This is a genomic window from Rhodococcus sp. B7740 (genome assembly GCF_000954115.1).
Classification (GTDB): Bacteria; Actinomycetota; Actinomycetes; order Mycobacteriales; family Mycobacteriaceae; genus Rhodococcoides.
In genome coordinates this window covers 5,085,204-5,111,006 of sequence record NZ_CP010797.1, presented here as the reverse complement: position 1 = coordinate 5,111,006, position 25,803 = coordinate 5,085,204, and the positions used below count along the sequence as shown (strand labels likewise).

The 25,803-nt window shown below is 65.5% G+C and carries 28 protein-coding genes and 1 pseudogene; 6 read left to right on the top strand and 23 right to left on the bottom strand.

From position 1 onward, the window contains the following. Positions 1–7 precede the first annotated feature (7 nt). Genes dapE through NY08_RS26170 form a run of 3 tightly spaced genes read right to left on the bottom strand, consistent with a single transcriptional unit; the run spans position 8 to position 2,239 of the window. The gene (gene dapE / locus NY08_RS23965) at positions 8–1,093 is read right to left on the bottom strand and encodes a succinyl-diaminopimelate desuccinylase (protein ID WP_144407424.1); all 1,086 of its coding nucleotides are present in this window, start codon (positions 1,091–1,093) and stop codon (positions 8–10) included. 11 nt (positions 1,094–1,104) lie between these two features. Beyond that, a complete protein-coding gene (locus tag NY08_RS23960; RefSeq protein ID WP_045199213.1) occupies positions 1,105–2,049 on the bottom strand; it encodes an SMP-30/gluconolactonase/LRE family protein in 945 nt (314 codons plus the stop codon). A 46-nt stretch (positions 2,050–2,095) separates the two neighbouring features. After that, complete coding sequence (locus tag NY08_RS26170; RefSeq protein ID WP_158462611.1) at positions 2,096–2,239, bottom strand: hypothetical protein; 144 nt, start codon at positions 2,237–2,239, stop codon at positions 2,096–2,098. A 180-nt stretch (positions 2,240–2,419) separates the two neighbouring features. Between NY08_RS26170 and dapD the strand changes: the two genes are divergently transcribed. Beyond that, a complete protein-coding gene (dapD, locus tag NY08_RS23955; RefSeq protein WP_045199211.1) occupies positions 2,420–3,373 on the top strand; it encodes a 2,3,4,5-tetrahydropyridine-2,6-dicarboxylate N-succinyltransferase in 954 nt (317 codons plus the stop codon). Between the two features lie 90 nt (positions 3,374–3,463). Here dapD and NY08_RS23950 read toward each other — a convergent pair whose 3' ends face one another. The 4 genes from NY08_RS23950 to NY08_RS23930 all read right to left on the bottom strand — a co-directional run bounded on the left by NY08_RS23950 (position 3,464) and on the right by NY08_RS23930 (position 6,757). Next, on the bottom strand, positions 3,464–4,873 hold the full coding sequence (locus tag NY08_RS23950; RefSeq protein ID WP_045199209.1) for an HNH endonuclease signature motif containing protein: 1,410 nt from the start codon (positions 4,871–4,873) through the stop codon (positions 3,464–3,466). Positions 4,874–5,264: 391 nt separating this feature from the next. Then, entirely contained in the window at positions 5,265–5,720 is a 456-nt protein-coding gene (locus NY08_RS23940) for a 6,7-dimethyl-8-ribityllumazine synthase (RefSeq protein ID WP_045199207.1), read from the bottom strand. Between the two features lie 10 nt (positions 5,721–5,730). Beyond that, the gene (locus NY08_RS23935) at positions 5,731–6,162 is read right to left on the bottom strand and encodes a DUF1810 domain-containing protein (protein ID WP_032394228.1); all 432 of its coding nucleotides are present in this window, start codon (positions 6,160–6,162) and stop codon (positions 5,731–5,733) included. A 10-nt stretch (positions 6,163–6,172) separates the two neighbouring features. Further along, complete coding sequence (locus tag NY08_RS23930; protein WP_045199205.1) at positions 6,173–6,757, bottom strand: TetR/AcrR family transcriptional regulator; 585 nt, start codon at positions 6,755–6,757, stop codon at positions 6,173–6,175. 17 nt (positions 6,758–6,774) lie between these two features. Here NY08_RS23930 and NY08_RS23925 point away from each other — a divergent pair. After that, positions 6,775–7,580 (top strand): annotated as a pseudogene (locus NY08_RS23925) (SDR family NAD(P)-dependent oxidoreductase). Positions 7,581–7,586: 6 nt separating this feature from the next. On the opposite strand, the gene NY08_RS23920 reads toward NY08_RS23925, so the two are convergent. The 7 genes from NY08_RS23920 to NY08_RS23895 form a co-directional block, all read right to left on the bottom strand. Further along, positions 7,587–8,072 carry a CoA-binding protein gene (locus NY08_RS23920; RefSeq protein WP_045199203.1) on the bottom strand — a complete coding sequence of 162 codons (486 nt, stop codon included), beginning with the start codon at positions 8,070–8,072 and terminating at the stop codon, positions 7,587–7,589. Next, entirely contained in the window at positions 8,069–8,656 is a 588-nt protein-coding gene (locus NY08_RS26765) for a PLP-dependent transferase (RefSeq protein WP_442970768.1), read from the bottom strand. The genes NY08_RS23920 and NY08_RS26765 overlap by 4 nt, the downstream gene beginning before the upstream one ends. A gap of 44 nt (positions 8,657–8,700) precedes the next feature. Beyond that, positions 8,701–9,366 carry an aminotransferase class V-fold PLP-dependent enzyme gene (locus tag NY08_RS26760; RefSeq protein WP_442970767.1) on the bottom strand — a complete coding sequence of 222 codons (666 nt, stop codon included), beginning with the start codon at positions 9,364–9,366 and terminating at the stop codon, positions 8,701–8,703. A gap of 4 nt (positions 9,367–9,370) precedes the next feature. Beyond that, positions 9,371–9,883 (bottom strand): OsmC family protein, encoded by a 513-nt coding sequence (locus tag NY08_RS23910; protein WP_032394077.1) that lies wholly within the window; start codon positions 9,881–9,883, stop codon positions 9,371–9,373. 190 nt (positions 9,884–10,073) lie between these two features. After that, entirely contained in the window at positions 10,074–10,733 is a 660-nt protein-coding gene (locus tag NY08_RS23905; RefSeq protein ID WP_032394076.1) for an SDR family NAD(P)-dependent oxidoreductase, read from the bottom strand. Positions 10,734–10,781: 48 nt separating this feature from the next. Further along, positions 10,782–11,828, bottom strand: a complete 1,047-nt coding sequence (locus NY08_RS23900; RefSeq protein ID WP_045199201.1) for an ABC transporter substrate-binding protein — start codon at positions 11,826–11,828, stop codon at positions 10,782–10,784. A gap of 43 nt (positions 11,829–11,871) precedes the next feature. Then, complete coding sequence (locus tag NY08_RS23895) at positions 11,872–13,287, bottom strand: acyl-CoA synthetase (RefSeq protein ID WP_045199199.1); 1,416 nt, start codon at positions 13,285–13,287, stop codon at positions 11,872–11,874. Positions 13,288–13,289: 2 nt separating this feature from the next. On the opposite strand from NY08_RS23895, the gene NY08_RS23890 reads away from it, so the two are divergent. Beyond that, entirely contained in the window at positions 13,290–13,715 is a 426-nt protein-coding gene (locus tag NY08_RS23890; RefSeq protein ID WP_045199197.1) for a hypothetical protein, read from the top strand. A gap of 166 nt (positions 13,716–13,881) precedes the next feature. Here the strand turns inward: NY08_RS23890 and NY08_RS23885 are convergent, their stop codons facing one another. The 5 genes from NY08_RS23885 to NY08_RS23865 all read right to left on the bottom strand — a co-directional run bounded on the left by NY08_RS23885 (position 13,882) and on the right by NY08_RS23865 (position 19,552). Then, entirely contained in the window at positions 13,882–14,499 is a 618-nt protein-coding gene (locus NY08_RS23885) for a LysE family translocator (protein ID WP_032394073.1), read from the bottom strand. A 118-nt stretch (positions 14,500–14,617) separates the two neighbouring features. Continuing rightward, the gene (dapC, locus tag NY08_RS23880; RefSeq protein ID WP_045199196.1) at positions 14,618–15,721 is read right to left on the bottom strand and encodes a succinyldiaminopimelate transaminase; all 1,104 of its coding nucleotides are present in this window, start codon (positions 15,719–15,721) and stop codon (positions 14,618–14,620) included. A 4-nt stretch (positions 15,722–15,725) separates the two neighbouring features. Further along, positions 15,726–16,049 (bottom strand): ferredoxin, encoded by a 324-nt coding sequence (gene fdxA, locus NY08_RS23875; protein WP_008714223.1) that lies wholly within the window; start codon positions 16,047–16,049, stop codon positions 15,726–15,728. Positions 16,050–16,163: 114 nt separating this feature from the next. Further along, entirely contained in the window at positions 16,164–16,922 is a 759-nt protein-coding gene (locus NY08_RS23870) for a hypothetical protein (RefSeq protein WP_032394071.1), read from the bottom strand. A 38-nt stretch (positions 16,923–16,960) separates the two neighbouring features. Beyond that, entirely contained in the window at positions 16,961–19,552 is a 2,592-nt protein-coding gene (locus NY08_RS23865) for a bifunctional FO biosynthesis protein CofGH (RefSeq protein WP_373557284.1), read from the bottom strand. A gap of 71 nt (positions 19,553–19,623) precedes the next feature. Here NY08_RS23865 and NY08_RS23860 point away from each other — a divergent pair, with 71 nt between their 5' ends. The 3 genes from NY08_RS23860 to NY08_RS23850 all read left to right on the top strand — a co-directional run bounded on the left by NY08_RS23860 (position 19,624) and on the right by NY08_RS23850 (position 22,326). Further along, complete coding sequence (locus NY08_RS23860; RefSeq protein WP_032394070.1) at positions 19,624–20,103, top strand: PH domain-containing protein; 480 nt, start codon at positions 19,624–19,626, stop codon at positions 20,101–20,103. A gap of 77 nt (positions 20,104–20,180) precedes the next feature. Then, complete coding sequence (locus NY08_RS23855) at positions 20,181–21,629, top strand: PH domain-containing protein (RefSeq protein ID WP_082074083.1); 1,449 nt, start codon at positions 20,181–20,183, stop codon at positions 21,627–21,629. Between the two features lies 1 nt (position 21,630). Beyond that, entirely contained in the window at positions 21,631–22,326 is a 696-nt protein-coding gene (locus NY08_RS23850; RefSeq protein WP_045199189.1) for a uracil-DNA glycosylase, read from the top strand. Here the strand turns inward: NY08_RS23850 and NY08_RS23845 are convergent. From NY08_RS23845 to NY08_RS23835, 4 genes are read right to left on the bottom strand one after another with little or no spacing between them, the layout of a single operon-like run. Then, on the bottom strand, positions 22,253–22,705 hold the full coding sequence (locus NY08_RS23845) for a hypothetical protein (protein WP_045199187.1): 453 nt from the start codon (positions 22,703–22,705) through the stop codon (positions 22,253–22,255). The two genes, NY08_RS23850 and NY08_RS23845, sit on opposite strands and share 74 nt — an antisense overlap. Positions 22,706–22,750: 45 nt before the next feature. After that, positions 22,751–22,909: a hypothetical protein gene (locus tag NY08_RS26330; RefSeq protein WP_008714214.1), complete on the bottom strand. Its 159-nt coding sequence runs from the start codon at positions 22,907–22,909 to the stop codon at positions 22,751–22,753. A gap of 27 nt (positions 22,910–22,936) precedes the next feature. After that, positions 22,937–23,878 (bottom strand): N-acetyl-1-D-myo-inositol-2-amino-2-deoxy-alpha-D-glucopyranoside deacetylase, encoded by a 942-nt coding sequence (gene mshB, locus NY08_RS23840; RefSeq protein ID WP_442970855.1) that lies wholly within the window; start codon positions 23,876–23,878, stop codon positions 22,937–22,939. Between the two features lie 47 nt (positions 23,879–23,925). Continuing rightward, on the bottom strand, positions 23,926–25,707 hold the full coding sequence (locus tag NY08_RS23835) for an ABC transporter family substrate-binding protein (RefSeq protein ID WP_045201058.1): 1,782 nt from the start codon (positions 25,705–25,707) through the stop codon (positions 23,926–23,928). Positions 25,708–25,803 lie beyond the last annotated feature (96 nt).

Genomic DNA, 25,803 nt, shown 5'->3' with positions numbered 1-25,803 from the left:
GTTCAGGCTATCCGGCAGTGAGGTAGCTCCGGAGAACCTGCGTGACGTGGCTGATCTGCTCGACGGGGACGCGTTCGTCGCGCTTGTGGGCGAGATTGGGGTCGCCGGGTCCGTAGTTGACCGCCGGAATACCGAGCGCCGAGAACCGGGAGACGTCCGTCCAGCCGTACTTGGCGCGGAACTGTCCGCCCGCGGCTTCGATCAGCGCAGCCGCCGCAGGCTGGTTCAGTCCGGGAAGGGCACCCGGCGACGAGTCGGTGACCTCGAAGCCGAGATCCAGTCCCTCGACCACCTCACGAACGTGTTCGACGGCGTCGTCGACGCTGCGATCGGGTGCGAAGCGAAAGTTGACATCGAGCTCGGCCGCGTCGGGAACGACGTTGCCCGCGACCCCACCGGAGATCCGGACCGCTTGCAGCCCTTCCCGATACACGCAGCCGTCGATGTCGACGGTGCGTGCCCGATACGCCGCGAGCCGGTTCAGAACCGCGCCGAATTTGTGAATTGCATTGTCGCCCAACCAGGACCGGGCACTGTGAGCCCGTGTTCCCGACGCCGTCAACCGAACACGGAGTGTCCCTTGGCAACCGGCCTCGATGAACCCGCCGGACGGTTCGCCGAGGATCGCGACGTCGGCGACCAGCCATTCGGGAAGTTCGCGTTCGATGCGGCCCAGCCCGTTGCGGGCAGCCGCGATCTCCTCGCAGTCGTAGAACACCAGAGTGAGATCGTGCGCAGGATTGTCGATCGTCGCGGCGAGATGCAGGAACACTGCGTCGCCCGACTTCATGTCGACGGTTCCGCAGCCGTGCAGGATGTCACCTTCGGCGCTGTCGTGTTCCCGCCTCGACGGCACGTTGTCTGCGATGGGGACCGTGTCGAGGTGCCCGGCGAGCACCACGCGCGACCCGAGCCCGAAGTTGGTCCGGGCCAGCACGGCGTTGCCACTGCGGATGATCTCGAAGCCGGTCGTCTGGTCGCGGAGCGCCCGTTCCACCTCGTCCGCAATGCGCGATTCGTCCTCGCTGACACTGGGGATGTCCACCAGCGCCGCGGTGAGGTCGATCGGGTCTGCATTCAGTTCGAGCGTCACGGGTGAAAACTCTAGGCCGTGGATCCCGGAATCTCGCGGACCACGCCGTCGAAGCCTGCACCGAACAATCTTCCGTTCGAGAACCCCTGGTCGGAGCGACCGTAGGCGACGACGCTGGTCAACCGAGTTCCGGTGCCGATGACGCACGTCGCCCCCGGCGCATCGATGCGGACGACGGAGCCGCCTGCATTCAGGGGTACCACCGGACGTCCGGCGTCGTCGAGGGTGAGCCCGTCCGGAGCTGCGAACGAGTCGAGTCCCGTCAGGTCGAGCACGCTTTCCGGCCCCGAGGGGTCGGCGATCGGAATCCGGCTGACGCCCGGGTTCACGAAGGTGCGCGAGACGTAGAGGTACCGATCGGCAGCGTCGAGCACTGCGCCGTTGGCACTGGGGAAGCTCGCCCACGCCGGGTCGACCGAACCATCGGGGCCGATCCGGCCGATGAGCGAGCCGAAGTCGTTGGTGGCGTACACCGTTCCGTCAGCGGCGACGGCAAGTCCGTTGGCTGCGCTCAGACCGGTTGCGAACGGGGTCACGATCAGGGTGTTCACGTCGAGCCGCACGATCCCGGCGGCCTTGACGATGTCTCCGACGAAGACGCGAGGGTCGGCCCCGTAGCCGACCAGCAGGGTGCCGTCGGGCATCCAGGCCAGGGCACCACCGCCGCCGCTGGGAACCGTCGCGATGGGATAGGCGGCCTGCCCCGGCGCGTCGATGCGGTACACCCGTCCGGAGACGATGTCGGTGACGTAGGCCCGGCCCGAGGCGTCGACCGTCAGGCCTTCCAGAGCCGCACCCGGGATCCGTGCGACCACTGCCGACGGACCGCCTGCGCCGGCGCAGGAGGGATCGGCGACTGCGGTGCCGGACCCGACGACGACGCTCCCGGCCACCACCATCGCAGCAGCGATCGCCGTGACGACCGAACGCATACGCGCGGACTTGCTCGAACCCATGACACTCCCCCAACCTCGGCGACCCCCTGTCAGCCGATGACGATGTCTACCACGCGCCTGCGACATGCAAACCCAGGGCGACCCCGAGCACGATCGTCGTCGCCAGGGTCGTCACCAACCCTGTGAAGGACACACCGTCCGCCATCACCGAGGTCACTCCACGGATGCGGGAGTCGGGACGTGTGGTCACCGGGAAACTCTGTCAGCTTCCCCGCCGTCGATGCCTCCGCCGGCATTCCGATGCGATCACGCTCCACGGTCGAACCGATAACGAACCGACGCCGCGTCGGGAACGACGTCCAGGAACAGTCGACGTTCCCGCAATGACGGGCCAACCCGCCCTCCGGGTCCACCGCGTATTCTTCGAGCCGTGAGCGCACAGGGAGCATCAGCAGTAGGTATTGCCAACATCACGACGTCGGGCGTCGTTCTCGACACCTGGTTTCCGAACCCGGAGCTCGGGTCGGGCTTCGAGACCGGCACCGTCCGGCTCGAGGGTTCGGACGTCCCCGAGGAGCTGGCCGCTCTCGTCGGACCGGACGAGGCGCGCGGCGTCGAGGTAGTCGCAGTGCGCACCAGCATCGCCTCTCTCGACGACGCTCCGATCGACGCCCACGACGCGTATCTGCGACTGCACCTGCTTTCGCACCGGTTGATCCAGCCGCACGGGCAGAACCTCGACGGCGTGTTCGGTCTGCTGTCCAATGTGGTGTGGACCAACTTCGGGCCCGCGGCGGTGGACGGTTTCGAGACGGTGCGCGCGAAACTTCGTGCCCGCGGTCCGGTGACCGTGTTCGGAGTCGACAAGTTCCCGCGCCTGGTCGACTACGTCGTTCCCACCGGTGTTCGGATCGCCGACGCCGACCGCGTTCGTCTCGGCGCGCACCTGGCCAGCGGAACGACGGTCATGCACGAGGGCTTCGTCAACTTCAACGCCGGCACGCTCGGCAACTCGATGGTCGAGGGTCGCATCTCCGCGGGCGTCGTCGTGGGCGACGGTTCCGATGTGGGCGGCGGCGCGTCGATCATGGGCACGCTCTCCGGCGGCGGCAAGAATGTCATTTCCGTCGGAAAGAGCTGCCTGCTGGGCGCGAACTCCGGGCTCGGCATTTCACTCGGTGACGACTGCGTCGTCGAGGCCGGGCTCTACATCACCGCAGGAACCAAGGTGAGTGGCCCGGATGGAACAGTGGTGAAGGCGGCGACACTGTCCGGCAAGTCCAACCTGCTGTTCCGTCGCAACTCGCTGTCGGGCGCTGTCGAGGTGGTGCCGTGGAAGGGCACCGGCGTCGAACTGAACGCGGCACTGCACGCCAACGACTGAGAGCTGAATTCCCGAATCAGGCTTACTGCCAACCTCTTCCAGCCCCGCACCGTGTTCTCGGTGCGGGGCTGGAGTGGTCTTTGGGCGGGTTCAGGCGATGTGTGGGCCTGCTCGGGCGTGGGATGGTCTGGGTTGTCGGTACGGGTCGACGGTTGCCGGTGGCACGAACCACGGGTGGTTGTCGACGCCGATGAACACTTCCCAGTCACTGTGGTGGAGGAGTCGGTGGTGGAATCCGCACAGGAGGACGAGGTTGTTCATGTCGGTGGGGCCACCATCGGCCCAGTGCCAAATGTGATGCGCTTCTGTCCAGGCGGCGGGTTTTCCGCAGCCGGGGAAGGCGCAGGTGTGATCTCTCGCGATGAGGGCTTTGCGTTGTTTTGCGGTGACGGTGCGTGCGGTGCGGGCGAGGTTGATCGGTGAGCCGTTCTCGTCCATGACGATGGCGGTGAGGAGGCAGTCGCAGGCGAGTTGGCGGGAGGTGTTGCGGGACAGTGGTCCCATCCAGGGCAGCCACCCGACCGAAGTGCCGTCGCCGAACAGGTCCCGATACGCGCCGCGATCTGCGGCACAAGGTGGATTCGTCCCGTCTTCCGCATCGGGGTGGATGGGGTGTCCGGTGTTGATGTCGACCGGATCTACTTCGCCGGTGTCGGATTCGGCTGCAGCGCGAGTGGTTTCGTCGTCGGCGATGTCATCGACGTCAGCACCGTCGGCACTGTCGCGGAGGTCGGTGAGATCACGCAGGGTGATGTGCAGGTTCAGGTGCGGCCTCTCGCCGCCTTCGGTGGGGCGATTGCTCGAGGCGAGGTACTGGTCGATGATGTGTCCGAAAGCGTCGGCGCGACGCCTGGCGGGGCTGCGGTCGTCTCCGGTTTTGGGTGTCTCGGTGCCGTCGGGGTCGGGTCGTGGTTCGGTCAGCGGGGAGAGTGCGGTGAGGAGTTTTTCTCCGGTGATCGCATCGAAGTCTCCTTTGAGTACGAGCCGGCCGTTCAACGTCTTGGAGGCGAAGAATTCGTTGCGGTCGGTGTCCTCGGCGGGTGGTGTCTTGCCGCCGTAGGTGTCGTGGAGTTTGGTGATCGCTTCGCGGATGCGGCCGGTGCGGGCTCCGGGCCCGGTCGCAGCGGTGATCATCGCTTTCCGCGCGATGTCCTGGCCTTCTTGCGGCAGATTCTTCGGTGGGGTTTCCGCGAAGGTGAGGATCAACGCGGCGTGGTCGACGGACATGACGCCGGTGTCGATGGCGTCGGCGATGTCGGGGAAGTTCTTCAGTCCGCGGGCGAGAGCGACGATCTTGTTTGCTTTACCCGCCGAGAGCAGGGTGGTGGAGGTGAGCCAGCCGGCGGGGCCGGGGAATCCGAGTTTCTCCCGTGAGACGCGGGTGTCGATGTCGGCGACGAGAGCGATGCGCCGGGCCTCGAGCAGTTGGATCTGGTGGGAGACCGCGGCGGCGTCGGCGAGGAGTTCGGCCTCGCTCAGTTGCCAGATCGCTGTGGTCATGCCATGAAGTGTATCGAACGTGCGTTCGACTTGCAATTATTGTTGAATCGAAAACTATTGTGCTGCTTGACTATTCAGTATTCCAAACCTGTCGGTGGGGTGTGGTATCGGATACGGGCGTGCCTTGGTGATAGAGGATTTTCCAGTCACCCGCGCGGCGTTGCCACAACGTCATCCTGCGGGTGGATCGGCCGCCCTGCTCGAGAATGTAGGTCAGCAAGTACGTATTCGAGGCAATTTCGCGGAGCTCGAATTCACTGGCTGTCCAGTCGACATCGAGTTGCCCGGTGGGGTCGGATGCGTATCGCTTTTCGAGAACGGCCCACGTGCTCGCGTCGTCGAGCTCCCGGAGCACCCCATGTTCGGCGAACACAGGATTGCCCGCCGAGCGTCAGCCGATGGTCCCCAGTGACGCCAGGGTTTTCACCACAGCCCGTGCGGCTTCTGCGCCTTTGGTTTCGAGGTGGGCGGTGAAGAAGGCGTTGTGGTCGGCGTGTTCGTGGAAGTGGTGTGGCGTCAGCACCACGGAGAACACCGGCACGTCGGTGTCCAGCTGCACTCGCATCAGGCCGTCGATGACCGCCGTTTCGACGAAGTCGTGTCGGTAGATTCCACCGTCCACCACCAGTGCAGCGGCGACGATCGCGGAGTACGTGCCCGTCTTGGCGAGCCGCTGTGCGTGCAGTGGGATCTCGAAGGCCCCAGGCACCTCGAACACGTCGATAGCCGTCTCGGCTTCTCCGAGATTTTTCAGTTCGGCGGCGAATCCCACTCGCGCGCGATCGACGATGTCCAGGTGCCAGCTGGCGTGGACGAAGGCAATGGATCCCGCGAGTGGAGTGGTCATGGATGCGATGCTAGCGGTATCGCTCGTCGAGCAAGTCGAGTGTCGGGCTATCGAATTCACCGGCGAAATACTTCTGCAACACTTCGCCGAATACGGACGGACCCTTGGTAGCTTCGGCGAAAAGCGTCATGGACGAATGCAACTTCAGGTTGTCGGGATAACCGAAGATCTCGTCGACCGTCCGCCCCTCGACAGCTGCCACAAGCCTTGCTGCCTTCTTCAGGCGAGGGCCCAACACTTCGTGCGAGAGGTAGAGCTCCGCCTCGGTCAGATCGGCGATGCCGAAGTGTTGAGCGGTCGCGCTACGCCCCAGTCCCGCCAACTGTGGGAACACGAACCACATCCAGTGTGTCTGCTTGCGTCCCGCCTTCAGTTCCTTCGTCACTGCGGTCCAGACGGGGTCCTGGGCGTCGACGAAGCGTTGCAGGTCGTATTCGGTCATGCCGTTCAACCTAGGTGAACCCACGCAGCAGCGTGTCGACGGTCGCGTCGAGAAGATCCTCGATCGCGACGCCGTCGAGCAGGTCCCCGGTGGCCAGCATCGCAAGTCCGTGCACGCTGGCGAAAGCAACCCGCGCGAGGATCTCGGGTGGAGCCTCGGTGATCACACCTGCGGCGATGGCTTCGCTGAGCAATGCCTCGGTGGCGGTCATGCTCTCGTGCGCAACAGTTTTCAGCTTCTCGCTGGCGTCGGGATGATGCTTGGTGCTGTACATGACGTCCAGCAACTCCGGATGTTCGACGGCGAATCCGAGGTAGGCGCGAGCGACTGCACGAAACCGAGCCATCAGCTCACCGGGTCCAGTTGCCGCGGCGACCATCCGGCGGTTCAGTTCCTCGAAACCGTGCAGGGCCAGCGCATCCAACAGGGCTTGCTTGTCGCGGAAGTGGCGCGCGGGAGCACCGTGACTGACCCCGACATCTCTGGCCAGCTGTCGAAGTGACAATGCGTCGACTCCGCGGTGCGCGATGCTCCGTTCGGCCTCGTCGAGCAGTACCGCGCGCAGGTCACCGTGGTGGTACCGCTGCGTTGCCATGGGTTCCACCCTAGGCGATGTTGGCGTTGACAACAATGCTGACACTGCCTACATTGGCGGACATGACTTCCACAGCACTGATCACCGGAGCAAGTTCGGGCCTCGGCGAGGAGTTCGCCACTCGATTCGCGGCACGGGGCGAGAACGTCGTCCTGGTGGCACGGCGTGCCGACCGACTGGACACCCTGGCACGACGAATCGAAGCCGACCACGGCGTCACCGCAACCGTTGTCGCGATGGATCTGGGGGTTCCCGGCGTCGGCGAGACCCTCCGGACCACATTGGCCGACAAAGGAATCATCCCCACCACACTCGTCAACAACGCAGGTTTCGGAACTCACGGGAAATTTGCCGACGAGGATCCCGAGCGCATCGCCGCAGAGATCGCGCTGAACGTGAGCGCGCTGGTCGACCTGACGCATGCGTTTCTGCCCAACCTCACCGGCGCGCTGATCAACATCGCGAGTACCGCTGCGTACCAACCCACCCCCAACATGGCTGTCTACGGTGCCACGAAGGCCTTCGTCCTCAACTTCACCGAGGCCTTGGCCTTCGAGCACCGTAGCTCGCCGCTGAAGATTCTCGCGCTCTCCCCCGGCCCCACCCGCACCGAGTTCTTCGACGTCGTGGGGTCCGAAGACGCCGCGGTGGGCAATTTCCAGACCTCCGAACAGGTGGTCTCGACAGCCATGCGCGCGTTGGATTCTCGCCGCACCCCGCGAGTGTGGTCTCCGGCCTGTCCAACAAGATCAGCGCCGGCGGTGTGCGTTTGGCTCCGCGGTCATTGGCCGCCAAGATCAGCGGTCGTCTGCTGAAAGCCTGAGGCCTGTCAACCGCGGATACGACGCGAATCGATCACTCCCGTATCGAATCCGGCCAGATGCAGTCCTCCGTGGAATCGGGCGTGCTCGATCTTGAGGCACCGATCCATGACAACGTTCAGTCCCGCGGCCTGCCCGTCGCGGGCCACCTGCTCGTGCCACAGTCCCAGTTGCAGCCAGATCGTCTTCGCCTGCACTGCAATCGTTTCGGACAGGACCTCGGGCAAGTCGTCGTACTTGCGGAACACGTCCACCAGGTCCGGCGGCTTCGGCAGATCCGCGAGCGTCGGATATACCGTCGTCCCCTCGATATCGGTGACCGTGGGATTCACGAGAAATATCTCGTAGTTGCTCGTCGAGGACAGGTACCGGTTGACGAAGTAACTTGCCCGCGAGGTATTCTTCGACGCCCCGACGATCGCGACCGTCTTGGTCTCCCGCAGAATGCGCTGACGCTCTTGGGCGGACGGGCCCTGCCAGGTGCGCTCGCTCATGACCGCGCCTTTCCTGTTGCCAGCGTCAGGGCCTGATCCAGGTCCCACAGAATGTCCTCGGCATCTTCGAGTCCGACGCTGATACGAATCAACTCGGGTCCGACACCTGCTCCGCGAAGTTGCTCGTCGCTCAGTTGTCGGTGTGTGGTGCTGCCCGGGTGGATCACCAGCGTCCGCACGTCGCCGATATTGGCGACGTGGCTGGCGACCTGAACGCTCTCGACGAACCTCTGCCCGGCCTCGCGGCCACCGTCGATTCCGAAGGCGAACACCGCACCGGGACCGGCGGGAAGGTACTTCGCTGCCCGGTCGTGATGCGGATGGCCCTCAAGGCCAGCCCATCTCACGTAGTCGACACGCGAATCGTGATCGAGCCACTCGGCGACCACTCGGGTATTGCCGACGTGCGCATCCATCCGTTGCGGCAGCGTTTCCACTCCCTGGATCAACGTGAATGCCGATTGCGGTGCCAAGGCGCCCCCGATGTCGCGCAACTGCTCGCTGCGCAGCTTCGTCAGAAAGCCGTACTCGCCGAAGTTCCCCCACCACGACAGCCCGCCGTACGACGCAACCGGTTCGGTCATCTGCGGGAATTTGCCAGAGCCCCAATCGAATCGACCGGATTCGATCACCACTCCCCGAGGGTGGAACCATGTCCGCCGAGGAACTTGGTGGCCGAGTGGATCACGATGTCGGCACCGAATTCGATGGGCCGACTGAGCCAGGGAGTCGCCATGGTCGCGTCGATCACCAACGGAATTCCGTGATCGTGCGCGACAGCGGCGAGACCCTCGAGGTCGGCGATCTCGCCCGACGGGTTACCGATGATCTCGGCGTAGATCAGTTTGGTCGAATCCGTCACCGCCGCTGCGTAATCCGCCGGATCGGTGCCGGGAACGAACGTGGTCTCGACGCCGAAGCGGCGCAGGGTCACATCGAGCTGGGTCACCGTGCCGCCGTAGAGCCCGGCCGCGGCAACGATATGGTCTCCGCTACCGGCAAGCGCAGCGAACACCGCGAACTCGGCCGACAACCCACTGGCGAACGCGACCGCCCCGATACCGCCTTCGAGGCTCGCAATGCGCTCCTCGAAGGCGGCGACGGTGGGGTTCCCGATGCGGCTGTAGACGTTGCCGTACTTCTGCAGAGCGAACAGATCGCCCGCGTCCGCCGAATTCTCGAACACGTAGCTCGCCGTCTGGTAGATCGGCACCGCACGCGAACCGGTGGAAGGGTCAGGTCTCGCTCCGGCGTGAATTGCTCTGGTACGCAGACCGAATGTCCGTTCGCTCATGACGTCAGGCCGTTTCGAGAACGGTGTGGATCGGGGTGGGATTGCGCGTCAGATCCAGCACGGGGCAGTGATCGTCGACGGCCTTCTGCAGCTCCTCGTACCGCTCCCGCGACTCGGGACCGGTAACGGTCACCACGACCCGCACCTCACCGAAACCGGGACGAACGTCGTCGTCGAAACCGAAGAATCCGCGAACGTCGAGGTCACCCTCGGCCTTGGCCTTGATGTCGTCGACGACGATACCGAGCTTCTCCGCCCAGACGCGGTACGTGACCACCTGGCAGGACAGCAGAGACGCCAGGTAGTACTCGACCGGGTTGGCCGCCTTGTTCTCACCACCGAGGGCGGGCGGCTCGTCGACCTCGACGCTGTACTTGCCCAGGGTGACGGTGCTGGCGACGGCATCGTGCGCGGTGACCGAGGCCCGGAAGACCGCCTGGGCGTTCTTGGCGTCGGCCTGCACGGCCTCGTCGGTGGCGGCGATGATGCCGCCGAGGTGGGACACAGATGTGGTCATGAGTGATCCTGTTCGTCGAAAAAGGTTGCCGGAAGAACCCGAGGAGCACGTAGAGCTCGTCGGGGCTGGGTTCGATCGACAGTTACGAACAGGAAGACGTGCAGACCAGGCACAGATCGATGGTGCGACGACGCACGAGCCTTCTGCCCGCGTCGGTCACATGTGTCTCGGTCACGGTGCCGACAATAGCCTAAGAGAACTGGTCTGCGCCGACGTCGGTTTCGTCGTCGGTGATCGCCGCGACGATACGTTCCGCCACCGCCTCCGGCGTCAGACCCTGGGGCAGTTTCGGTGCCTGCCCGGCGATCGGCCGCGTCGCAAGACCCGTCTCGGTGTGCGGCGGACGCACGTCGACGATCCTGATCTTCGACTTACGTGCCTCTGTACGAACGCTTTTCAGCAGCGCCGTCACTGCGGCCTTGCTCGCCGAGTAGGCACCCATGTTCGGCATCGGCTTGTCGGCCACGACGGCACTGATGTTGAGCACGAACCCGCCCTGGTCCAGGGTGGTCAGCGCTTCTCGAAGTACCCGCAGTGGTGCGAGATAGTTGAGCAGCAACAGTTCGTCGACGGTGTCGTCGTCCACGTCGGTGACCGGCCCGAACGCCACGACACCTGCGGCGATGACGATCCCGTCCAGTCCGCCGTGGTGTTCGACGGCCTCCGCGACCACCGAGCGAGCCGAATCAGGCAGCGTCAGATCGGCATTCACCGTGTGGTGGTCAGACTCGATGCTCCGGCCGCTCACGGTCAGCCGAGCACCGGCCTTCGCGAGCTGCTCGACGATCGGACCGCCGAGACCGCCACTGGCACCGAATACGAGAATGCGCGCACCATCGATAGTGGTCATCTCTCGAATTTAACCGCCGCCTCGCACTCCTGCTGACGACGGCGTTCATCAGAGCAGTTCGGCTGCGCGGCGGACCACATCGATGCAGATGTCGAGATTGAGCGGGCTCAACGTCGAGAAGCCCTGAGCCACTTCACCTTGTTCGAGCACCACCACCCGGCCCGCTGCGACGCTCGGCAACGAGGTGAACAGTCCGGTATCGACGATCCCGGTCGAGCCGAAGTCGAACACGACGAGCACGTCGGCACCGGCGAGGATGTCGGCGTTCTCGGCGGAGAACTCGGGGCGCGGGGCGTCGGCGGTCGCTCCGTCGGACAGGGCGGCGACCGTCGTGAACCCGGCCCGCCGGAACAGATCCACGGCAGGGATCGACTCGTGACCGAGTCCGTAGAACGTCGACGTGTCGTAGGCGGCAATCAGACCGACCGTCGCACCTGCGACGTCGAGGCCTTCGAGCGCGGCGGACATCCTCGCCTCGGTGTCCGAGATGAGCTCGTCCGCGCGATCTCGCCGATCGAGTGCGTCGCCGATGATCTGCAGGTTGCGTCGCCAATCGAAGTACGCGATCTGAAGCACCGGGGCGAGCGATTCGAGCTGGGAACGAGACTCGGCCACCCCGTCGTCTCCGATGATGAGGTCCGGTTCGGCCGCGGCGATGCGCTCGGTGTCGATCGACTCGCCGAGGGAGATCCGCTCACTCGACCCGCCGAGTTCGGTGAGGGCGTTCTCGTGCCATTCCCACGACCGGTTCGGTGCGCCGGTCATCTCGGCGAAGCCCTCACGCACCCCGAACTGCACGGGGACGACACCGAGCGCGAGCACCGTGTCCAGATCCCACAGGTTGGCCACACACGCCACCCGCTGGGGCCGACGGTCGATCACGACGGACTCACCGGCATCGTCGACGATCGTGCGGGGATAGCCGTCCGCGGCCGTCCCGTCGCCCGGGGCCTGGTCCTCACCGGTACCGCATCCGGCGAGCAGGGCCGCGATCGCGACGCTGCCGATGAGGAACTCACGACGCGTCGCGGCCTCGATCGTGCCGGTCTCGAGCTGGGTTGCCCCGATGGCGATTGCGGGCGCAGGTGCGGTCATGGCTCAGAACGATAGGCATGCCTAACCTATAACGTCAACAGCGTCAGCCGAGCAGCTTCTTCTGCACCTTCCCCATCGCATTACGCGGGAGGGAGTCGACGACGCGAATCTCACGGGGCCGCTTGTGAATCGACAGCTCGGTGGCCACCAGATCGATCAGCACCCGATCCTGCACATCGGTTCCGACGACGAACGCGACGATGCGCTGACCCAGATCGTCGTCGGGCACACCGACCACGGCCACCTCGTCGACGCTCGGATGCCCCAGCAACACCGTCTCGATCTCCCCTGCGCCGACGCGATATCCGCCGGACTTGATCAGATCGGTCGAGGCTCGTCCCACGATTCGATGGAAGCCGTCGGGCTCGATGAGAGCGACGTCCCCGGTGTCGAACCACCCGTCCTCGGTGAAGGTTTTCGCCGTCGCCTCGGGGTTGTTCAGGTAGCCGTCGAACAGCATCGGGCAGCGGATCTGCAACGCTCCGATGGATTCGCCGTCGTGCGGCAGGATTTCGCCCTTCTCTCCGCGCAACCGTGTCTCGACGCCCGCGACCGGCAGTCCGACCGAGCCTGCGCGACGCTCCCCGTCGGCGCGGGTGCTGATGGTGATGAGGGTTTCGCTCATGCCGTATCGCTCGATCGGAGCCTGGCCGGTGAGTTCACGCAGCTTTTCGAACACCGGGACCGGAAGCGGGGCACTGCCGGAAACCAGCAGACGGGCACCGGCAAGAGCGCGGGCCGAGTCCTCGTCCGCGGCGATGCGCGACCATACGGTCGGCACCCCGAAGTACAGGGATCCGCGTGCGGCCGCGTACAGCTCCGGCGTCGGCTTACCGGTGTGGATCAGCGGGCTGCCCACCCGAAGCGGGCCGAGGACACCGAGAATGAGGCCGTGCACGTGGAACAACGGAAGTCCCTGCACCACAGTGTCTTTCGACGTCCATGCCCAGGCCTGCGCCAACGCGTCGAGCCCGGCCGCGATGGCGCTGCGAGCGATCAGGACGCCTTTCGGCGGGCCGGTGGTACCGGAGGTGTAGAGCACGAACGCAACCGAGGACGGTAGCGGTTCGGGGTAGCTGTGCCACGACCGTGCATGCTGACGCACCGGCAGAACATCGAGGCCGGAGGTATCGGGCGGTGCTTCACCGAGCCACGCCTGCGCGCCCGAGTCGCGGAGGATGTGCTCACGTTCGGCCACCCCTGCATCGGGCGGAACGGGTACCACGGTGACACCGGCGATGAGTGCACCCACGACGGCGAGCACCGTCTTCACCGACGGCGTCGCGTAGATCGCGAGGCGGTCGGCTCGTGAGATGCGCTCGGCCACGGACGTCGCCGCGCCCAGGATATCGGCACGAGAGAGGGAGACTCCGTCGATCGTGATGGCGTCGGGAATATCGTCTCCCCGCGCAACGGCGAGTGGGTTCAGTGAACGAAGCAGCACATGGCTACCGTACATACATGGACGTGGACGGAATCGACACCGGCGACTACGCCGAGTACATGACGGTCGCCGCTGGTGACCTGCAGGCGGGTGTCTATCTGATCGGAACCGACGCAGAGCAGGACACCGATTCCGAGGACGACCTCGATCTGGACCTCGAGGACTCCGATTCCGACGATGACGACATCGACGTCGCACACGTCACCGACGGCGCGCCGAGGCTGGTGTACTCGGTGCAGTCCGACGACTTCTGGACCCGCGTCGAATTGGCCGATCTACGAGCCACTCAACTCTACGAGGAAGCTCACGCACGCAATCCCGAGGTCAACACCGAGCCGAAACGGTTCACCACAGTCGAGGCGTTCGGAAGCAACGAACTGGTCTACATCCTGCGCATCCGACGCGGCGGCTGGGATGTGGGCGAGCCGGACCTCGAGCCGTGATCGACTGGGACCCTCTGGTCCTCGCAAACCCGCGCGCGTTTGCTGAACGCGAGTGGTTTGGCGTCACGAATCTGCGTGCCTATGGCAAGTGCGCGCGCGTGTGCGAGATCCAGGCCGCGCCCCAGTGCCCATCAGTCGTGAAACGTGATGCTGCCGATTCCCTGACTCAGGCCGAGGATGCGACGGTGCCGACGCCGAGCGCGACCAGGATTCCGGCGCTGATGCGGTCGATCCAGTCGGTGACCGCCGGCCTGCGCAGCAGCGCGACCGCACGTGAGGCGAGAACGGAGAACACTCCCATCACCAGCGCCGCGACCACCACCTCGACCAGCCCGAGCGTCATGGCACCGGCGAACGTGACCACGGTGAGGAACTGCGGCACCACCGCGAGATAGAACAGTCCGACCTTGGGATTGAGCGCGCACGAGAGAACTCCGGCACCGAACGCCGACCACGCCGACGCGGCGACGGGCACGAGCGGCTCGCCTGCCACCTTGTTCTTGCGTCGAGCCCGGAAAGCCTTCACGCCCAGATACAGCAGGTACAGCCCACCGAGGATCTTCACGACGCGATACGCCGTCGCGGACTGTTCGACGATCGCCGCCAGCCCGACGGCCACCAGCACGGCCCAGAACAGTCCGCCGATCGCGACGCCCATCGCCGCTGCGATGCCCGGCTTGAGGCCGCCGATGCTGTAGCGGAGGACCAGAAACGAATCGGGCCCGGGCAGGATCGCCAGCAGAAAACACACACCGGCGAAGCTGAGCAGCAGGCTGAGAGTCATGGGTACATGAGAACACCCGGGCCGAGCCGAAGCCAACCGACTTTTCTGCCCACAATTCGCATCGAGAAGCGGAATTCCGTTCGCCGGGCCGAACTGTGGACAGTCAGTGCACCACGCACTATCCGCGCAGGCGTGTCGCCGCAGCCTCGATGCGTTCGTCCGTGGCCGTCAACGCGATCCGCACGTGATGGGCACCGTCGGGACCGTAGAACTCCCCCGGTGCGGCGAGGATGCCGCGCTGGGCGAGCCAGTCGACGGTATCGCGGCACTTCTCACCCCGCGTGGCCCAGAGGTAGAGCCCGGCTTCGGAGTGGTCGACGGTGAAGCCCGCTGCCTCGACGGCGGATTTGAGAGTCGTTCGCCGGGCTCGGTATCGCTCGCGCTGGATGTTCTCGTGCTCGTCGTCGGCCAGTGCTGCGGTCATGGCAGCTTGGATCGGCAACGGCACCATCATGCCGGCATGCTTGCGCACCTCGAGCAACTCGGCGACGAGGGAGGCATCTCCGGTGACGAAGCCGGCGCGATAGCTGGCCAGGTTCGAGGTCTTCGAGAGTGAGTGCACCGCAAGGAGATTGGTGTGATCTCCGTCGCATACGCGGGGGTCGAGAACCGACACGGCCTCGGCATCCCAGGTCAGACCCAGGTAGCACTCGTCGGAGACGACGATCGCGTCACGTTCGCGGGCCCAGTCGACGACCTTGCGCAGGTGCTCGACACCGAGCACCTTGCCCGTCGGGTTGGACGGCGAATTGACGAATATCAATGACGCCCGCTCCGGTCCGAGCCGCGCGAGACCATCTGCCCGCAGAATACGAGCGCCGGCAAGCAGAGCACCCACTTCGTAAGTGGGATAGGCCAATTCGGGGATGACGACCAGGTCCTCGGCTCCGAGGCCCAGCAATGTCGGCAACCACGCGATCATTTCCTTGGTGCCGATGGCAGGTAGCACCGCGTCGACCCCGATGCCGGTGATCGAGTAGCGGCGCTCGAGCGCAGCCACCGCGGCCTCCCGCAGCGCAACGGTACCGACGGTCGTCGGGTATCCGGGTTCGTCCGCAACCGAATTCAGTGCGGTGCGGATGACCTCGGCAACCGGATCCACCGGCGTCCCGACCGACAGATTGACGATGCCGTCCGGGTGCGCCGACGCCGTCTCCTTGGCAGCGGTCAACGAGTCCCATGGGAAATCGGGCAGCGTCGCTGCCACCGCTCTGCGTGCCAAGGCGTCAGTTCTCGCCCATGGGAGGCAGAGCCTTGATGAACGGCGGGTCGTAGTCCGTCTTGCCGAGCTTGGCTGCGCCACCGGGAGATCCCAGGTCGTCGAAGAAGTCGACGTTGGCACCGACGTATGCGCTCCACTGCTCGGGCACGTCGTCCTCGTAGAAAATGGCCTCGACGGGGCACACGGGCTCGCAGGCTCCGCAGTCGACGCATTCGTCGGGGTGGATGTACAGCATTCGGTTACCCTCGTAGATGCAATCCACCGGGCACTCTTCGATGCACGCTTTGTCCAGTACATCTACGCACGGTTCTGCAATCGAGTAGGTCACTACTGCTCTCCCCTCCTGTATCGATCGTGGGCGCTCGCGCGCCCTGAGCATCCTAGTATCGCCGTCCGAACTCGAGGGCGACCGACTCAGGGTCGCCTCACCTGCCCCGCTCGGCTATCGACGCAACTGCTTCGCGGGCGAGTCGGCACCGAGTGCCGATGCCTTCTTGTGGGCCGCGAGCCACTTGCGCCCCTGCTTGGCGGCACGCGAGAGAGCGCCGCGCTCACCGAGATATCCGGCGACGCCACCGACGAGCGGGATGGCGCCGAGCACGCGGTAGAAGCCGCGGGGGTGCGGACGCTTCTCCAGTTCACCTGCCACGTCCCGCAGTACGTTCGCGATCTGCCACATTCCGCGCAGCAGTGCGAACGGACCCGACTTGGGTGACTGCTCCTTCTGCGCCGGAGCACTGTCGGCCAGGGACGTCAGATCGCGCTTGCACAGCACCGATCCGAGCAGCGCGACGTGCGTCTCGCGGTCGGTGACCCCCGACTCGCGCGCCACGGCCACGAGCACCATCGCCTGGTTGGCGAACCCGAGCAGATCCTGGATCGGCAGGCGGTTGACCAGAATGCCGAACACACCGGGGAACGCCACGGCCACGGTGTTGAGTGCGCCGATCCGATTGACCCACCACTGCGAACGAGCGTCGCTGTCGAGCTTCTCCCAGCCCGCGGTACCGGGAAAATCGGTGGTGTCGAAGGCCTTCGCGAGGAAATCGATGACGTTGTCGAGCGTCGAGTCATCCGCGGAGGACTCACGGAACGTGCGCCCCTTGAGCCCGATCGGATCCCGTGTCGCCAGGATGTCGAGCACGGGATGAATGATGGCGACGGCACTGCTCAGAACCGCGGCGACTCGACGGTCGTCCATGTCAGACAAGCTCCATTTCGAAAAAGGGGACCCGAGGGTCAGATCAAGCCGGCAACCGATACCGCCGGAGCCGGGCCGTACGTGGTGGTGCGCTGACGAACCGGTCGTCCGATGCCGTCGGCGATCTCGTGCAGTTCCGCGACGGTCTTCTCCGAACCGTTCTGCGAACCCGCCATACGCGAGATCGTCTCCTCCATCAGGGTCCCTCCCAGATCGTTCGCGCCTCCGTTCAGCATCGCCTGTGTACCCGTGATTCCCAATTTCACCCACGATGTCTGGATGTTGTCGATTCGGCCGTGCAGCATGATGCGAGCCAGGGCGTGCACCGCACGGTTGTCGCGGTTGGTCGGCCCGGGTCGGGACGCTCCGGCCAGATACAGCGGCGAGGACTGGTGCACGAACGGCAGCGGCACGAATTCGGTGAACCCACCGGTCTTGTCCTGGATCTTCTTGAGCACGTTCAGGTGACCGACCCAGTGCGACGGATTGTCGACGTGCCCGTACATCATCGTCGAGCTCGACCGCAGGCCCACCTCGTGCGCGGTGGTGATCACTTCGATCCACTCGGCAGCGGGCAGCTTGCCCTTGGTGAGCACCCAGCGGACCTCGTCGTCGAGGATCTCCGCGGCCGTACCCGGTATCGAGTCCAGCCCGGCGGCCCGGAGTTCGGTGAGCCACTCGCGAATCGACTGACCGCCGCGGGAGGCCCCGTTGACGATCTCCATCGGTGAGAACGCGTGCACGTGCATGGACGGAACCCGAGCCTTGACCGCACGCACCAGGTCGGCGTAGCCCGTCACCGGTAGTTCGGGGTCGATTCCACCCTGCATGCAGACCTCGGTGGCACCGACGACGTGCGCTTCCCACGCACGATCGGCGACCTCGGCGGTGGACAGGGTGAACGCATCGGCGTCACCCTTGCGCTGCGCGAACGCACAGAAGCGGCACCCGGTGTAGCAGATGTTGGTGAAGTTGATGTTCCGGTTCACCACGTAGGTGACGGTGTCTCCGTTGACCTGCTTGCGCAGATCGTCCGCGAGGGCCGCGACGGCGTCCATGCCCGGACCCTCGGCCGTGGCGAGTGCGAGGTACTGCTCGTCGGTCAGCCCGGCCGGATCCTTCTCCGCTGCCGTCAATGCCGACACCAAGTCGCGGTCGACCCGCTCGAGCCCGGCGAGATCGCGCACCTGCTCGCGAATGGAGTCCCAGTCGCCGAACGCATTCGCCAGATCCGAGCGCGTCTCGGTATTGCGTCCCTGAGTGTCGATCTCGGTGTTCAGGTCGACGCGTCCCGAGGACTCCCACTCCTCGTCCGGCTCCTGCCACGGCAGACCCGTCGGGTTGACGTTCTCACGCGCCATGCCGGTCTCGGGATCGGCGAGCGCCCGCACGTGCGCCGAGATCCGCGGATCGATCCACGGAGCGCCGGCCAGAACGTACTGCGGTTGCGCTGCAACACGTTCCACCAAGCGGTAGCCCGCCTTGTCGGACAGCTCGGCGAGGGTGTCGAGGTTCGGCCACGGCCGCTCCGGGTTGACGTGATCGGGAGTCAGCGGCGAGACCCCGCCCCAATCGTCGACGCCTGCACCGAGCAGCGCTGCGGTCTCCTCCGGCTCGACCAGATTCGGCGGAGCCTGAATCCGCATCGACGGGCCGACCACGATGCGCGTCACCGCGATGGTCGCCAGGAATTCTTCGAGCCCCGCATCGGGAACGGACCGCATCGCGGTGTCGGACTTCGCCAGGAAGTTCTGCACTATGATTTCCTGAACGTGTCCGAAAGACTTGTGCACCTTACGAATTGCCATGATCGACTCGGCGCGATCGCGCAGTGTCTCGCCGATTCCCACCAGAATTCCGGTCGTGAACGGGATGTTCAGGCGACCCGCGTCGGTCAACGTCCGCAGCCGAACCTCGGGATCCTTGTCGGGGCTGCCGTAGTGCGCCTGCCCCTTCTCCTCGAACAACCGACGCGAGGTGGTCTCGAGCATCATCCCCATCGACGGGGCGACCGGCTTGAGTCGCGACAGCTCCTGCCACGACATCACTCCCGGATTGAGGTGCGGGAGCAAGCCGGTCTCCTCGAGCACCCGGATCGACATGGCGCGCACGTAATCCAGGGTCGAATCGTAGCCGCGAGAATCGAGCCACGCCTTGGCCTCGGGCCACCGCTCCTCCGGTCGGTCACCGAGGGTGAACAGCGCTTCTTTGCACCCGAGCGCGGCACCCTTGCGAGCGACGTCGATGATCTCGTCGGGATCCATGAACATCCCGTGCCCGGCGGCATTGAGCTTGCCGGGCACCGTGACGAACGTGCAGTAATGGCACTTGTCGCGGCACAACCGCGTGATGGGTACGAAGACCTTTCGCGAATAGGAGACCGTCTTCGGACGCCCGGCCGACTCCAGACCCGCATCACGAACTCGCGCGGCCGACGCCATCAGATCCACCAGATCGTCCCCGCGCGCATGCAGCAGAACCGTCGCCTCGTCGACGTTCAACGAGACTCCGTCCCGGGCGCGACGCAGAACGCGGCGCATGGCAGAAGCGGCTGGAGCGGTATCAGGCAGCGAAGTCACCAGTCGATCATGCGCTTCCTGGTACGCACGTGCCACCCACCCCTCCCCCATTCGGGTCGTTCCGCAGGCTCCGGGGGTGGTGGTTACCGAACGACACCCCTAGGTTTGTAGCCGTGACAACGATGACCGATCCGCAGTGGCAACCCTCTCCGCGTGCGCGTCTGCTCTGGGCGCTGAGTGCCGGTCTGCTGTGGGTACCGATCTTCGTCGCCCAGATCGTCTGGGCCGTCGTCGACTCGAACTGGACCACCTGGCCACACGTCACCGTCCTCGTCGCCTCGATCGTCCTCGCGGCCCTGCACGTCGCGGTCGTGCCACAGTGGCGATATCGCGTGCATCGCTGGGAGATCAGCGACACCGCGGTCTACACCCGCACCGGCTGGTTGAGCCAGGAGCGGCGGATCGCACCGATCTCGCGAGTACAGACCGTCGACACCGAGCGCGGACCGCTCGATCGTCTGTTGGGCTTGGCCACCGTCACCGTCACCACGGCGTCGTCCGCGGGCGCGGTGAAGATCACAGCGCTCGATCAGGACGTCGCGGACAAGACGGTCGCGCGCCTGACCGACATCGCCGGCCGTACCGTCGGAGATGCCACGTGACCGCCGGCAGCCCGCAGGATCAGGCGGAACTCCTCGCCGTCGAGGAGGAACAGCCCTGGCTGCGCCTGGACAAGCGAATGCTGTTGGTACATCCGGTGAACGAGGGCATCAAGATTCTGCCGGTGCTGTTGATCTCGTTCTTCGTCGGCAGTCAGAGCGGTAACCACTATTGGAGTCTCGGCATCCTCGCAGTCGTGGTGGTGTTCGCAATTCTGCGGTGGTTCACCACCAGCTACCGAATCGGTCCGGTACACGTGCAACTGCGCACCGGAGTGTTGCAGAAGAAGGTCCTGTCCATCCCGCGCAACAGGATTCGGTCGGTCGACGTGGAGGCGAACGTCCTGCACCGCGTACTCGGCCTGTCCATCCTGCGCATCGGCACCGGGCAACAGGCAGGCAAGGGTGAGGCCTTCGAGCTCAATGCCCTCGACACCTCGCTGGTACCGGCACTCCGCGGAGATCTGTTGCAGCGAGTGTCGGGGCAGGTCCCGGCGACCGACGGAACACCCACCGCAGCAGAGGATTCCGGCGTGGAGATTGCGCACTGGCAGTTCTCGTGGGTGCGGTTCGCGCCGTTCTCCATCACCGGCATCGTCACCATCGCTGCGGCCGTCGGCGTGCTGTTCCAATACGGGCTCGGGCAGACACTGGCCGAATCGTCGGTGGTCTCCAACAGCATCGACTCCGCCGAGCGATTGGGCATCGCGGTGTTCGTCGTCGTGGCGCTGATGGCGCTGCTCGTCGTGTCGAGCATCTTCGCATGCGTCCGCTACCTGCTGGCCTACGCCAACCTGACCGTGACGGACCAGGGACGCACCATGCACGTCAGCCACGGACTGCTGCGCACCCGTCAGTCGACGCTCGATCGCAAGCGACTTCGTGGCACCTCGTTGTCCGAACCGCTGCTGCTTCGTGCGGCCGGCGGAGCAAGGCTGGACGCCATCATGACGGGCGTCAGCGCCGAGAAGAAGGAATCGTCTCTGCTGCTGCCCCAGGCCCCACGCGCCGAGGCGCTGCGGATGATGACCACGGTGCTCGGCGAGGCCGGTCTGCACGGAAGTTCGGACCGGCCTCTGCTGCAACACGGACCCGCAGCGCGTCGACGCCGCTACACCCGCGCTGTGCTGCCCGTGCTGGTTCTCGGTGCAGCGCTCGGCATCGCACAGTACGTCGGCGCACCGATCCCGGTGCTGGCGTGGATCGCGGTCGGGGTGTTGTTCGTTGCTGCATTCGGACTCGCTCACGATCGCTTCCGCGGCCTCGGCCACACGGTGCTGCCCGGTTGGCTCATCACCCAGCACGGTTCGCTCGACAGGACTCGACACAGCCTCGAAGCGGCAGGCATCATCGGCTGGACGGTGCGGCAGACGTTCTTTCAGCGTCGCGCCGGGGTCGCGACCGTCGTCGCCGCAACTCCCGCAGGCGTCGGACACTACGAGGTGGTCGACATCCCTATCGAGAACGCGTGGGCGATGATCGACGCCGTCACCCCTGGAGCCGGGGACGTCTGGCTGCACCGGACCTGACATGACGCGGCCGCAGAGCATCGACGAGCTCGACTTCGCGGTGGCCGAATGCCGCGCCTGTCCACGCTTGGTGCAGTGGCGTGAGCAGGTCGCTACCGAGAAGCGGGCCGCGTTCGCGAACGAAACGTATTGGGGCAAAGCCGTTCCCAGTTTCGGCCCGGCCGATGCATCGATGCTGATCGTGGGTCTGGCACCCGCGGCACACGGCGCGAACCGCACCGGTCGGATGTTCACCGGTGATCGAAGCGGTGACGTTCTCTATCGAGCGATGCATGCGGTCGGCCTGGCCAGCCAACCCACCGCCACCCATATCGGAGACGGATTGACGCTCAACGGGGTTCGCATCGCTGCTCCGGTGCACTGCGCTCCGCCGCAGAACAAACCGACTCCCGCCGAACGTGACCGGTGCAGACCCTGGCTCGACGACGAATTGCGGTTGCTGCGTCCGACCCTGAGGTCCGTCCTCGTTCTCGGAGCGTTCGGCTGGCAGTCTCTGCTGCCGACACTGGCCGCGAACGGGTGGGATGTGCCGAGGCCCGCACCGAAATTCGGCCATGGGGCTCGGCTAGACCTGGGCTCGATCACCGTGTTCGCCAGCTATCACGTGAGCCAGCGAAACACCTTCACCGGACTGTTGACTCCGACGATGATCGAGGACGTGCTGCGGAATGCGGGTCGGCATGCACGCTTGCTGTGATCGCCTTCATCCGGAACATGAACAGCAGCACTCCGGCGGGGCCCGCACCGGCCACGATGAGCAGCATGGTGCGCCAATCGGCAAGTAGGAGAACGTCGCCTCCCGGACCGCCGAGCATGCACAGCACCACCGCGGCAAACCAACCGAACAGGGGCGACGCCACCCAGATCGGTCGATCTGCGACTTTGCGTGCGGCGAGAATCAGCGCGACGTTCGCGATCCCGCCGAGCACAGCGCTGATGGGGAACTGCACCGAACCGAGGTAGGTCGGTAGGAAGAAGACCGACAGAAATCCGGACAGGAAGCCGTCGAACACCAGTACTGCGACAGTCGCCCACGACACCAGGGCGACAGTATTGGATGCGGCCTTCGAGATCATGCGCCCAATACTGCCTTGACCCGGGTCGATTCAGTGCACCGGCACTCAGGAAACCGGCGGGTATCCCAGTGAGGTCAGCAAGTTGCTCGCACCCATGGCGATCTGTCCCAATACGTACTGGTACAGATCTGCCTGCGCGCCGAACTGCGGCTTGAGAGAATCGACGAACGCGACGATCGCGTCCTGCACTACCCAGTTGTACATGTGTGTTCCGCCCCTGCTGTATCGAGATCAGTGATTCGAGCCACAGCCTAGTACGCCGGCGAACAGGTCGTTCTCCCTGCCCGTCTCATCGGGGTCGAGTTCACCGCGGACGAGCACGTACTGCTCGTCGAGCAGAATCGGTTGGGCGATGTCGTTGGACAGTGCGTACTCGCTGCCGGACGGTGCGACGGTCACCTGAGTTGCGTGAGCCCGGAGCGCATCTCTCTTGGCATCGAGCACGCCGCGAATGTCGACACTCGTAGTGATGACGCTCTCGGGAACACTCGGCAGCTCGCCGGTCTCCGGCATTCGCCAGTGCGCGGGAATCTCCTCGATGGCGGCCAGTCCCGCCTGCAACTGATCGTGTCCGGTGACCGTCCAGTAGAACTTCGCCACCTCCCAGGGCGATCCGACGCCGGGGAACGACTCCGTACCGGAGACCTCGACGGCCTCGGTCACCAGCGAGTGCACCTGCTGATGGTCGGGGTGGCCGTATCCGCCCTCGGGGTCGTACCCGACGACCACCTGCGGTCGGAGCTCGCGCATCACCGCGACGAGCGCTCCGAGAGCCTCGGTGCGATCGGCGTTGACGAACGCGCGCGGTTTGCGGGCCGCCGACGTCCCGGCCATTCCCGAATCTCGCCACCGTCCGGCACCGCCGAGAAATCGAGGTGGGTTGCACCCCAGTGCCGCGAGAGCGCGGTGCAGTTCCAGAATCCGATAGCCGCCGAGCTGATCCGCACGGTCGACGACCAGATCTGCCCACGTCTCGCCGATCACTTCCCCCTCCTCGCCGAGCGAGCAGGTGAGCACCGTGACGTCCGCACCGGCACGGACGTAGTGAGCGATGGTGCCGCCGGTGGTGATCGTCTCGTCGTCCGGGTGTGCATGCACCAGGAGCAACCGCTGCGGCTCCGTCATGGAAGGCTCCGTCGTGGAAGGCTCCGGCATCGTCGAATCGTTCGTCATCGCTGTGTCGCTCGCTGTGTCGTTGTCGTCGGTCTCGCCGGGTTCGGTCATCGGGGTGTCCGTATCCACTGCGACGCATCGGCGAAGATCCCGACCTCCACCGGGCCGGTCAACGAGACGCCGGTGATGCCGGGAACGGCGGCCACCACGGACGAGTCCTGCATGATCGGCAGGGTCGACGCCAGCGACCACAGTTCGGGCTCGACCTCGTTCCTGGCCACGGTGGGGTCGAGACCGCTCACCAGTGCCCTTTCGATCGTCGATTGCAGTTCCGGAACGCACAGGCCGGACAGGTTGCGCAACACCTCGACGCCGTCGCCACTGCCGTCGGCCGCTGCGTCGGCGCAGCCGAACCGTGAGGCGAGGGCCGTGGCGGGGTCGACCCCGGCGCTGGTCCATCCCACGACCGCGTCGACGGTCCCGTCGGTCAACGCCGTCGAATACAGTTCGTCGGCAGGCAGTGGGGTGACGGTGGCGTCGATGCCCGCGCCGACGAGTTCGTCGGCGGCGGTGCCGGCGACCGCTAGCGCGATGTCGTCGTTCTCGACCGCACCGATCACGAACCGCAACGCGGTGCCGGTCGCGTCGGCAAGGCGGGTGACGGGCGACCGAGGAGCGTCCGTCGCACTCGGGGCGGGACTCGTCGTCGGAGCTGCGGTGGTCGGTGCGCTCGGATTCGGTGTCGAGGTCACCACGGCATCAGGTGTCGGCACGAACCCGGCCCGACCGAGTAGATCGAGGGCAGCAGTCTTGCCGATGGGGGCGGGCGCGGTCGCCGAGTAGCCGGGGTCGGACGGCGAGGACAGCTGCGCAGCCGCCCGGCGATCGGTCGCGCCGCCGCCTGCTCCGACCGTGGCCAGCAGGTTCGGATCGAGCAGACCGAATATCCCTTGCCGCACAACAGAATCGGACATGTTCGGAGCTCGACCGTTGATCGTCATCGACAGCACACGTGACTGCCTGACGGTGTCGGTTCGCACTCCGGGAATTGCGGAGAGCTGCGCCCGCAGCGCCGAGCCCCCGCGAACCTGAGCGATCTGAGCGTCACTGGACCGCAGCGAATCGGCCAGCTGCGCAGAGGTTCCTCCGCGGCGGATGAGGATCTGGTCCGGTGATGCGGGTCGGTCCCAGAATCGATCGTTGCGTTCGAGCAGAATCTCGTCCCTCCCCCGGTCGACGGTCTTGATGTTGAACCGCGAACCCGAGACCGGCACGTTGTCCGTCAGGCCCCCCTGGAAACCGCCCGGTGAGTCCTTGAGCAGGTGCGAGGGCACCAGATCGGCAAACAGTCGCTGCCAGGCCGGATATGGCGACGAGAGCGTCACGTCGACCGTTTTGCCACCGCCCGAGGACGCAACGTCGCTGATCAGGGCGTACCCCGCCGGATCGACGACACCGGGCTGGGTGATCATCTGCTGCCACAGATAGCGGAAATCCTCGGCGGCGATCGGCGCGCTGTCGGACCACTGGGCCTCGTTGCGCAGCTGGTAGCGGATGGTGAACGGCGATTGCGACGTCACCTCGGCCGAGAGCAGCAAGGACAGGTCCGGCTCCCAGGTGGTCACCCCGGTGTCGGGGTTCCTGACCGGGCGGAACGGGCTGGGCAGAACCAGTGAACTCACCGCGGCCGTCGCGGGCGACTGATCCGCCAGAAGATGTGGATTGAACCCGATACCGACGTCGTCGATGGCGACGACGACCGGATCACCGGTCTCGGCCGGAACCATCGTCGTGCTGACCGGAGTCTCGACACTCTCTATGGGGGGCGGCGGATCCGCAGTGCACGCGGTGAGAGCCAGAGCGATGGCAGAAACCAGAACCGTCGGCATCAGCACCTTGCGCAACGAGGATCTCCTTGGTAGTCGGCTACTTCTGCGACAGAAGCGACGCGCCCCACGAAGGTGACACGTCGCTTCTGCCGCACG

What these genes read in the sequence shown, in the direction of transcription:
- NY08_RS23960 (WP_045199213.1), bottom strand. Translation starts at nt 2,049, where the DNA reads ATGGGTTCGAGCAAGTCCGCGCGTATGCGTTCGGTCGTCACGGCGATC.
- NY08_RS23950 (WP_045199209.1), bottom strand. Translation starts at nt 4,873, where the DNA reads ATGACCACAGCGATCTGGCAACTGAGCGAGGCCGAACTCCTCGCCGAC.
- NY08_RS23940 (WP_045199207.1), bottom strand. Translation starts at nt 5,720, where the DNA reads ATGACCACTCCACTCGCGGGATCCATTGCCTTCGTCCACGCCAGCTGG.
- NY08_RS23935 (WP_032394228.1), bottom strand. Translation starts at nt 6,162, where the DNA reads ATGACCGAATACGACCTGCAACGCTTCGTCGACGCCCAGGACCCCGTC.
- NY08_RS23930 (WP_045199205.1), bottom strand. Translation starts at nt 6,757, where the DNA reads ATGGCAACGCAGCGGTACCACCACGGTGACCTGCGCGCGGTACTGCTC.
- NY08_RS23920 (WP_045199203.1), bottom strand. Translation starts at nt 8,072, where the DNA reads ATGAGCGAGCGCACCTGGCAGGGCCCGTCCGCCCAAGAGCGTCAGCGC.
- NY08_RS26765 (WP_442970768.1), bottom strand. Translation starts at nt 8,656, where the DNA reads ATGACCGAACCGGTTGCGTCGTACGGCGGGCTGTCGTGGTGGGGGAAC.
- NY08_RS26760 (WP_442970767.1), bottom strand. Translation starts at nt 9,366, where the DNA reads ATGAGCGAACGGACATTCGGTCTGCGTACCAGAGCAATTCACGCCGGA.
- NY08_RS23910 (WP_032394077.1), bottom strand. Translation starts at nt 9,883, where the DNA reads ATGACCACATCTGTGTCCCACCTCGGCGGCATCATCGCCGCCACCGAC.
- NY08_RS23905 (WP_032394076.1), bottom strand. Translation starts at nt 10,733, where the DNA reads ATGACCACTATCGATGGTGCGCGCATTCTCGTATTCGGTGCCAGTGGC.
- NY08_RS23900 (WP_045199201.1), bottom strand. Translation starts at nt 11,828, where the DNA reads ATGACCGCACCTGCGCCCGCAATCGCCATCGGGGCAACCCAGCTCGAG.
- NY08_RS23895 (WP_045199199.1), bottom strand. Translation starts at nt 13,287, where the DNA reads ATGTACGGTAGCCATGTGCTGCTTCGTTCACTGAACCCACTCGCCGTT.
- NY08_RS23890 (WP_045199197.1), top strand. Translation starts at nt 13,290, where the DNA reads ATGGACGTGGACGGAATCGACACCGGCGACTACGCCGAGTACATGACG.
- NY08_RS23885 (WP_032394073.1), bottom strand. Translation starts at nt 14,499, where the DNA reads ATGACTCTCAGCCTGCTGCTCAGCTTCGCCGGTGTGTGTTTTCTGCTG.
- NY08_RS23870 (WP_032394071.1), bottom strand. Translation starts at nt 16,922, where the DNA reads ATGGACGACCGTCGAGTCGCCGCGGTTCTGAGCAGTGCCGTCGCCATC.
- NY08_RS23865 (WP_373557284.1), bottom strand. Translation starts at nt 19,552, where the DNA reads ATGGGGGAGGGGTGGGTGGCACGTGCGTACCAGGAAGCGCATGATCGA.
- NY08_RS23860 (WP_032394070.1), top strand. Translation starts at nt 19,624, where the DNA reads ATGACCGATCCGCAGTGGCAACCCTCTCCGCGTGCGCGTCTGCTCTGG.
- NY08_RS23855 (WP_082074083.1), top strand. Translation starts at nt 20,181, where the DNA reads ATGCTGTTGGTACATCCGGTGAACGAGGGCATCAAGATTCTGCCGGTG.
- NY08_RS23850 (WP_045199189.1), top strand. Translation starts at nt 21,631, where the DNA reads ATGACGCGGCCGCAGAGCATCGACGAGCTCGACTTCGCGGTGGCCGAA.
- NY08_RS23845 (WP_045199187.1), bottom strand. Translation starts at nt 22,705, where the DNA reads ATGATCTCGAAGGCCGCATCCAATACTGTCGCCCTGGTGTCGTGGGCG.
- NY08_RS26330 (WP_008714214.1), bottom strand. Translation starts at nt 22,909, where the DNA reads ATGTACAACTGGGTAGTGCAGGACGCGATCGTCGCGTTCGTCGATTCT.
- mshB (WP_442970855.1), bottom strand. Translation starts at nt 23,878, where the DNA reads ATGACGAACGATTCGACGATGCCGGAGCCTTCCACGACGGAGCCTTCC.
- NY08_RS23835 (WP_045201058.1), bottom strand. Translation starts at nt 25,707, where the DNA reads ATGCCGACGGTTCTGGTTTCTGCCATCGCTCTGGCTCTCACCGCGTGC.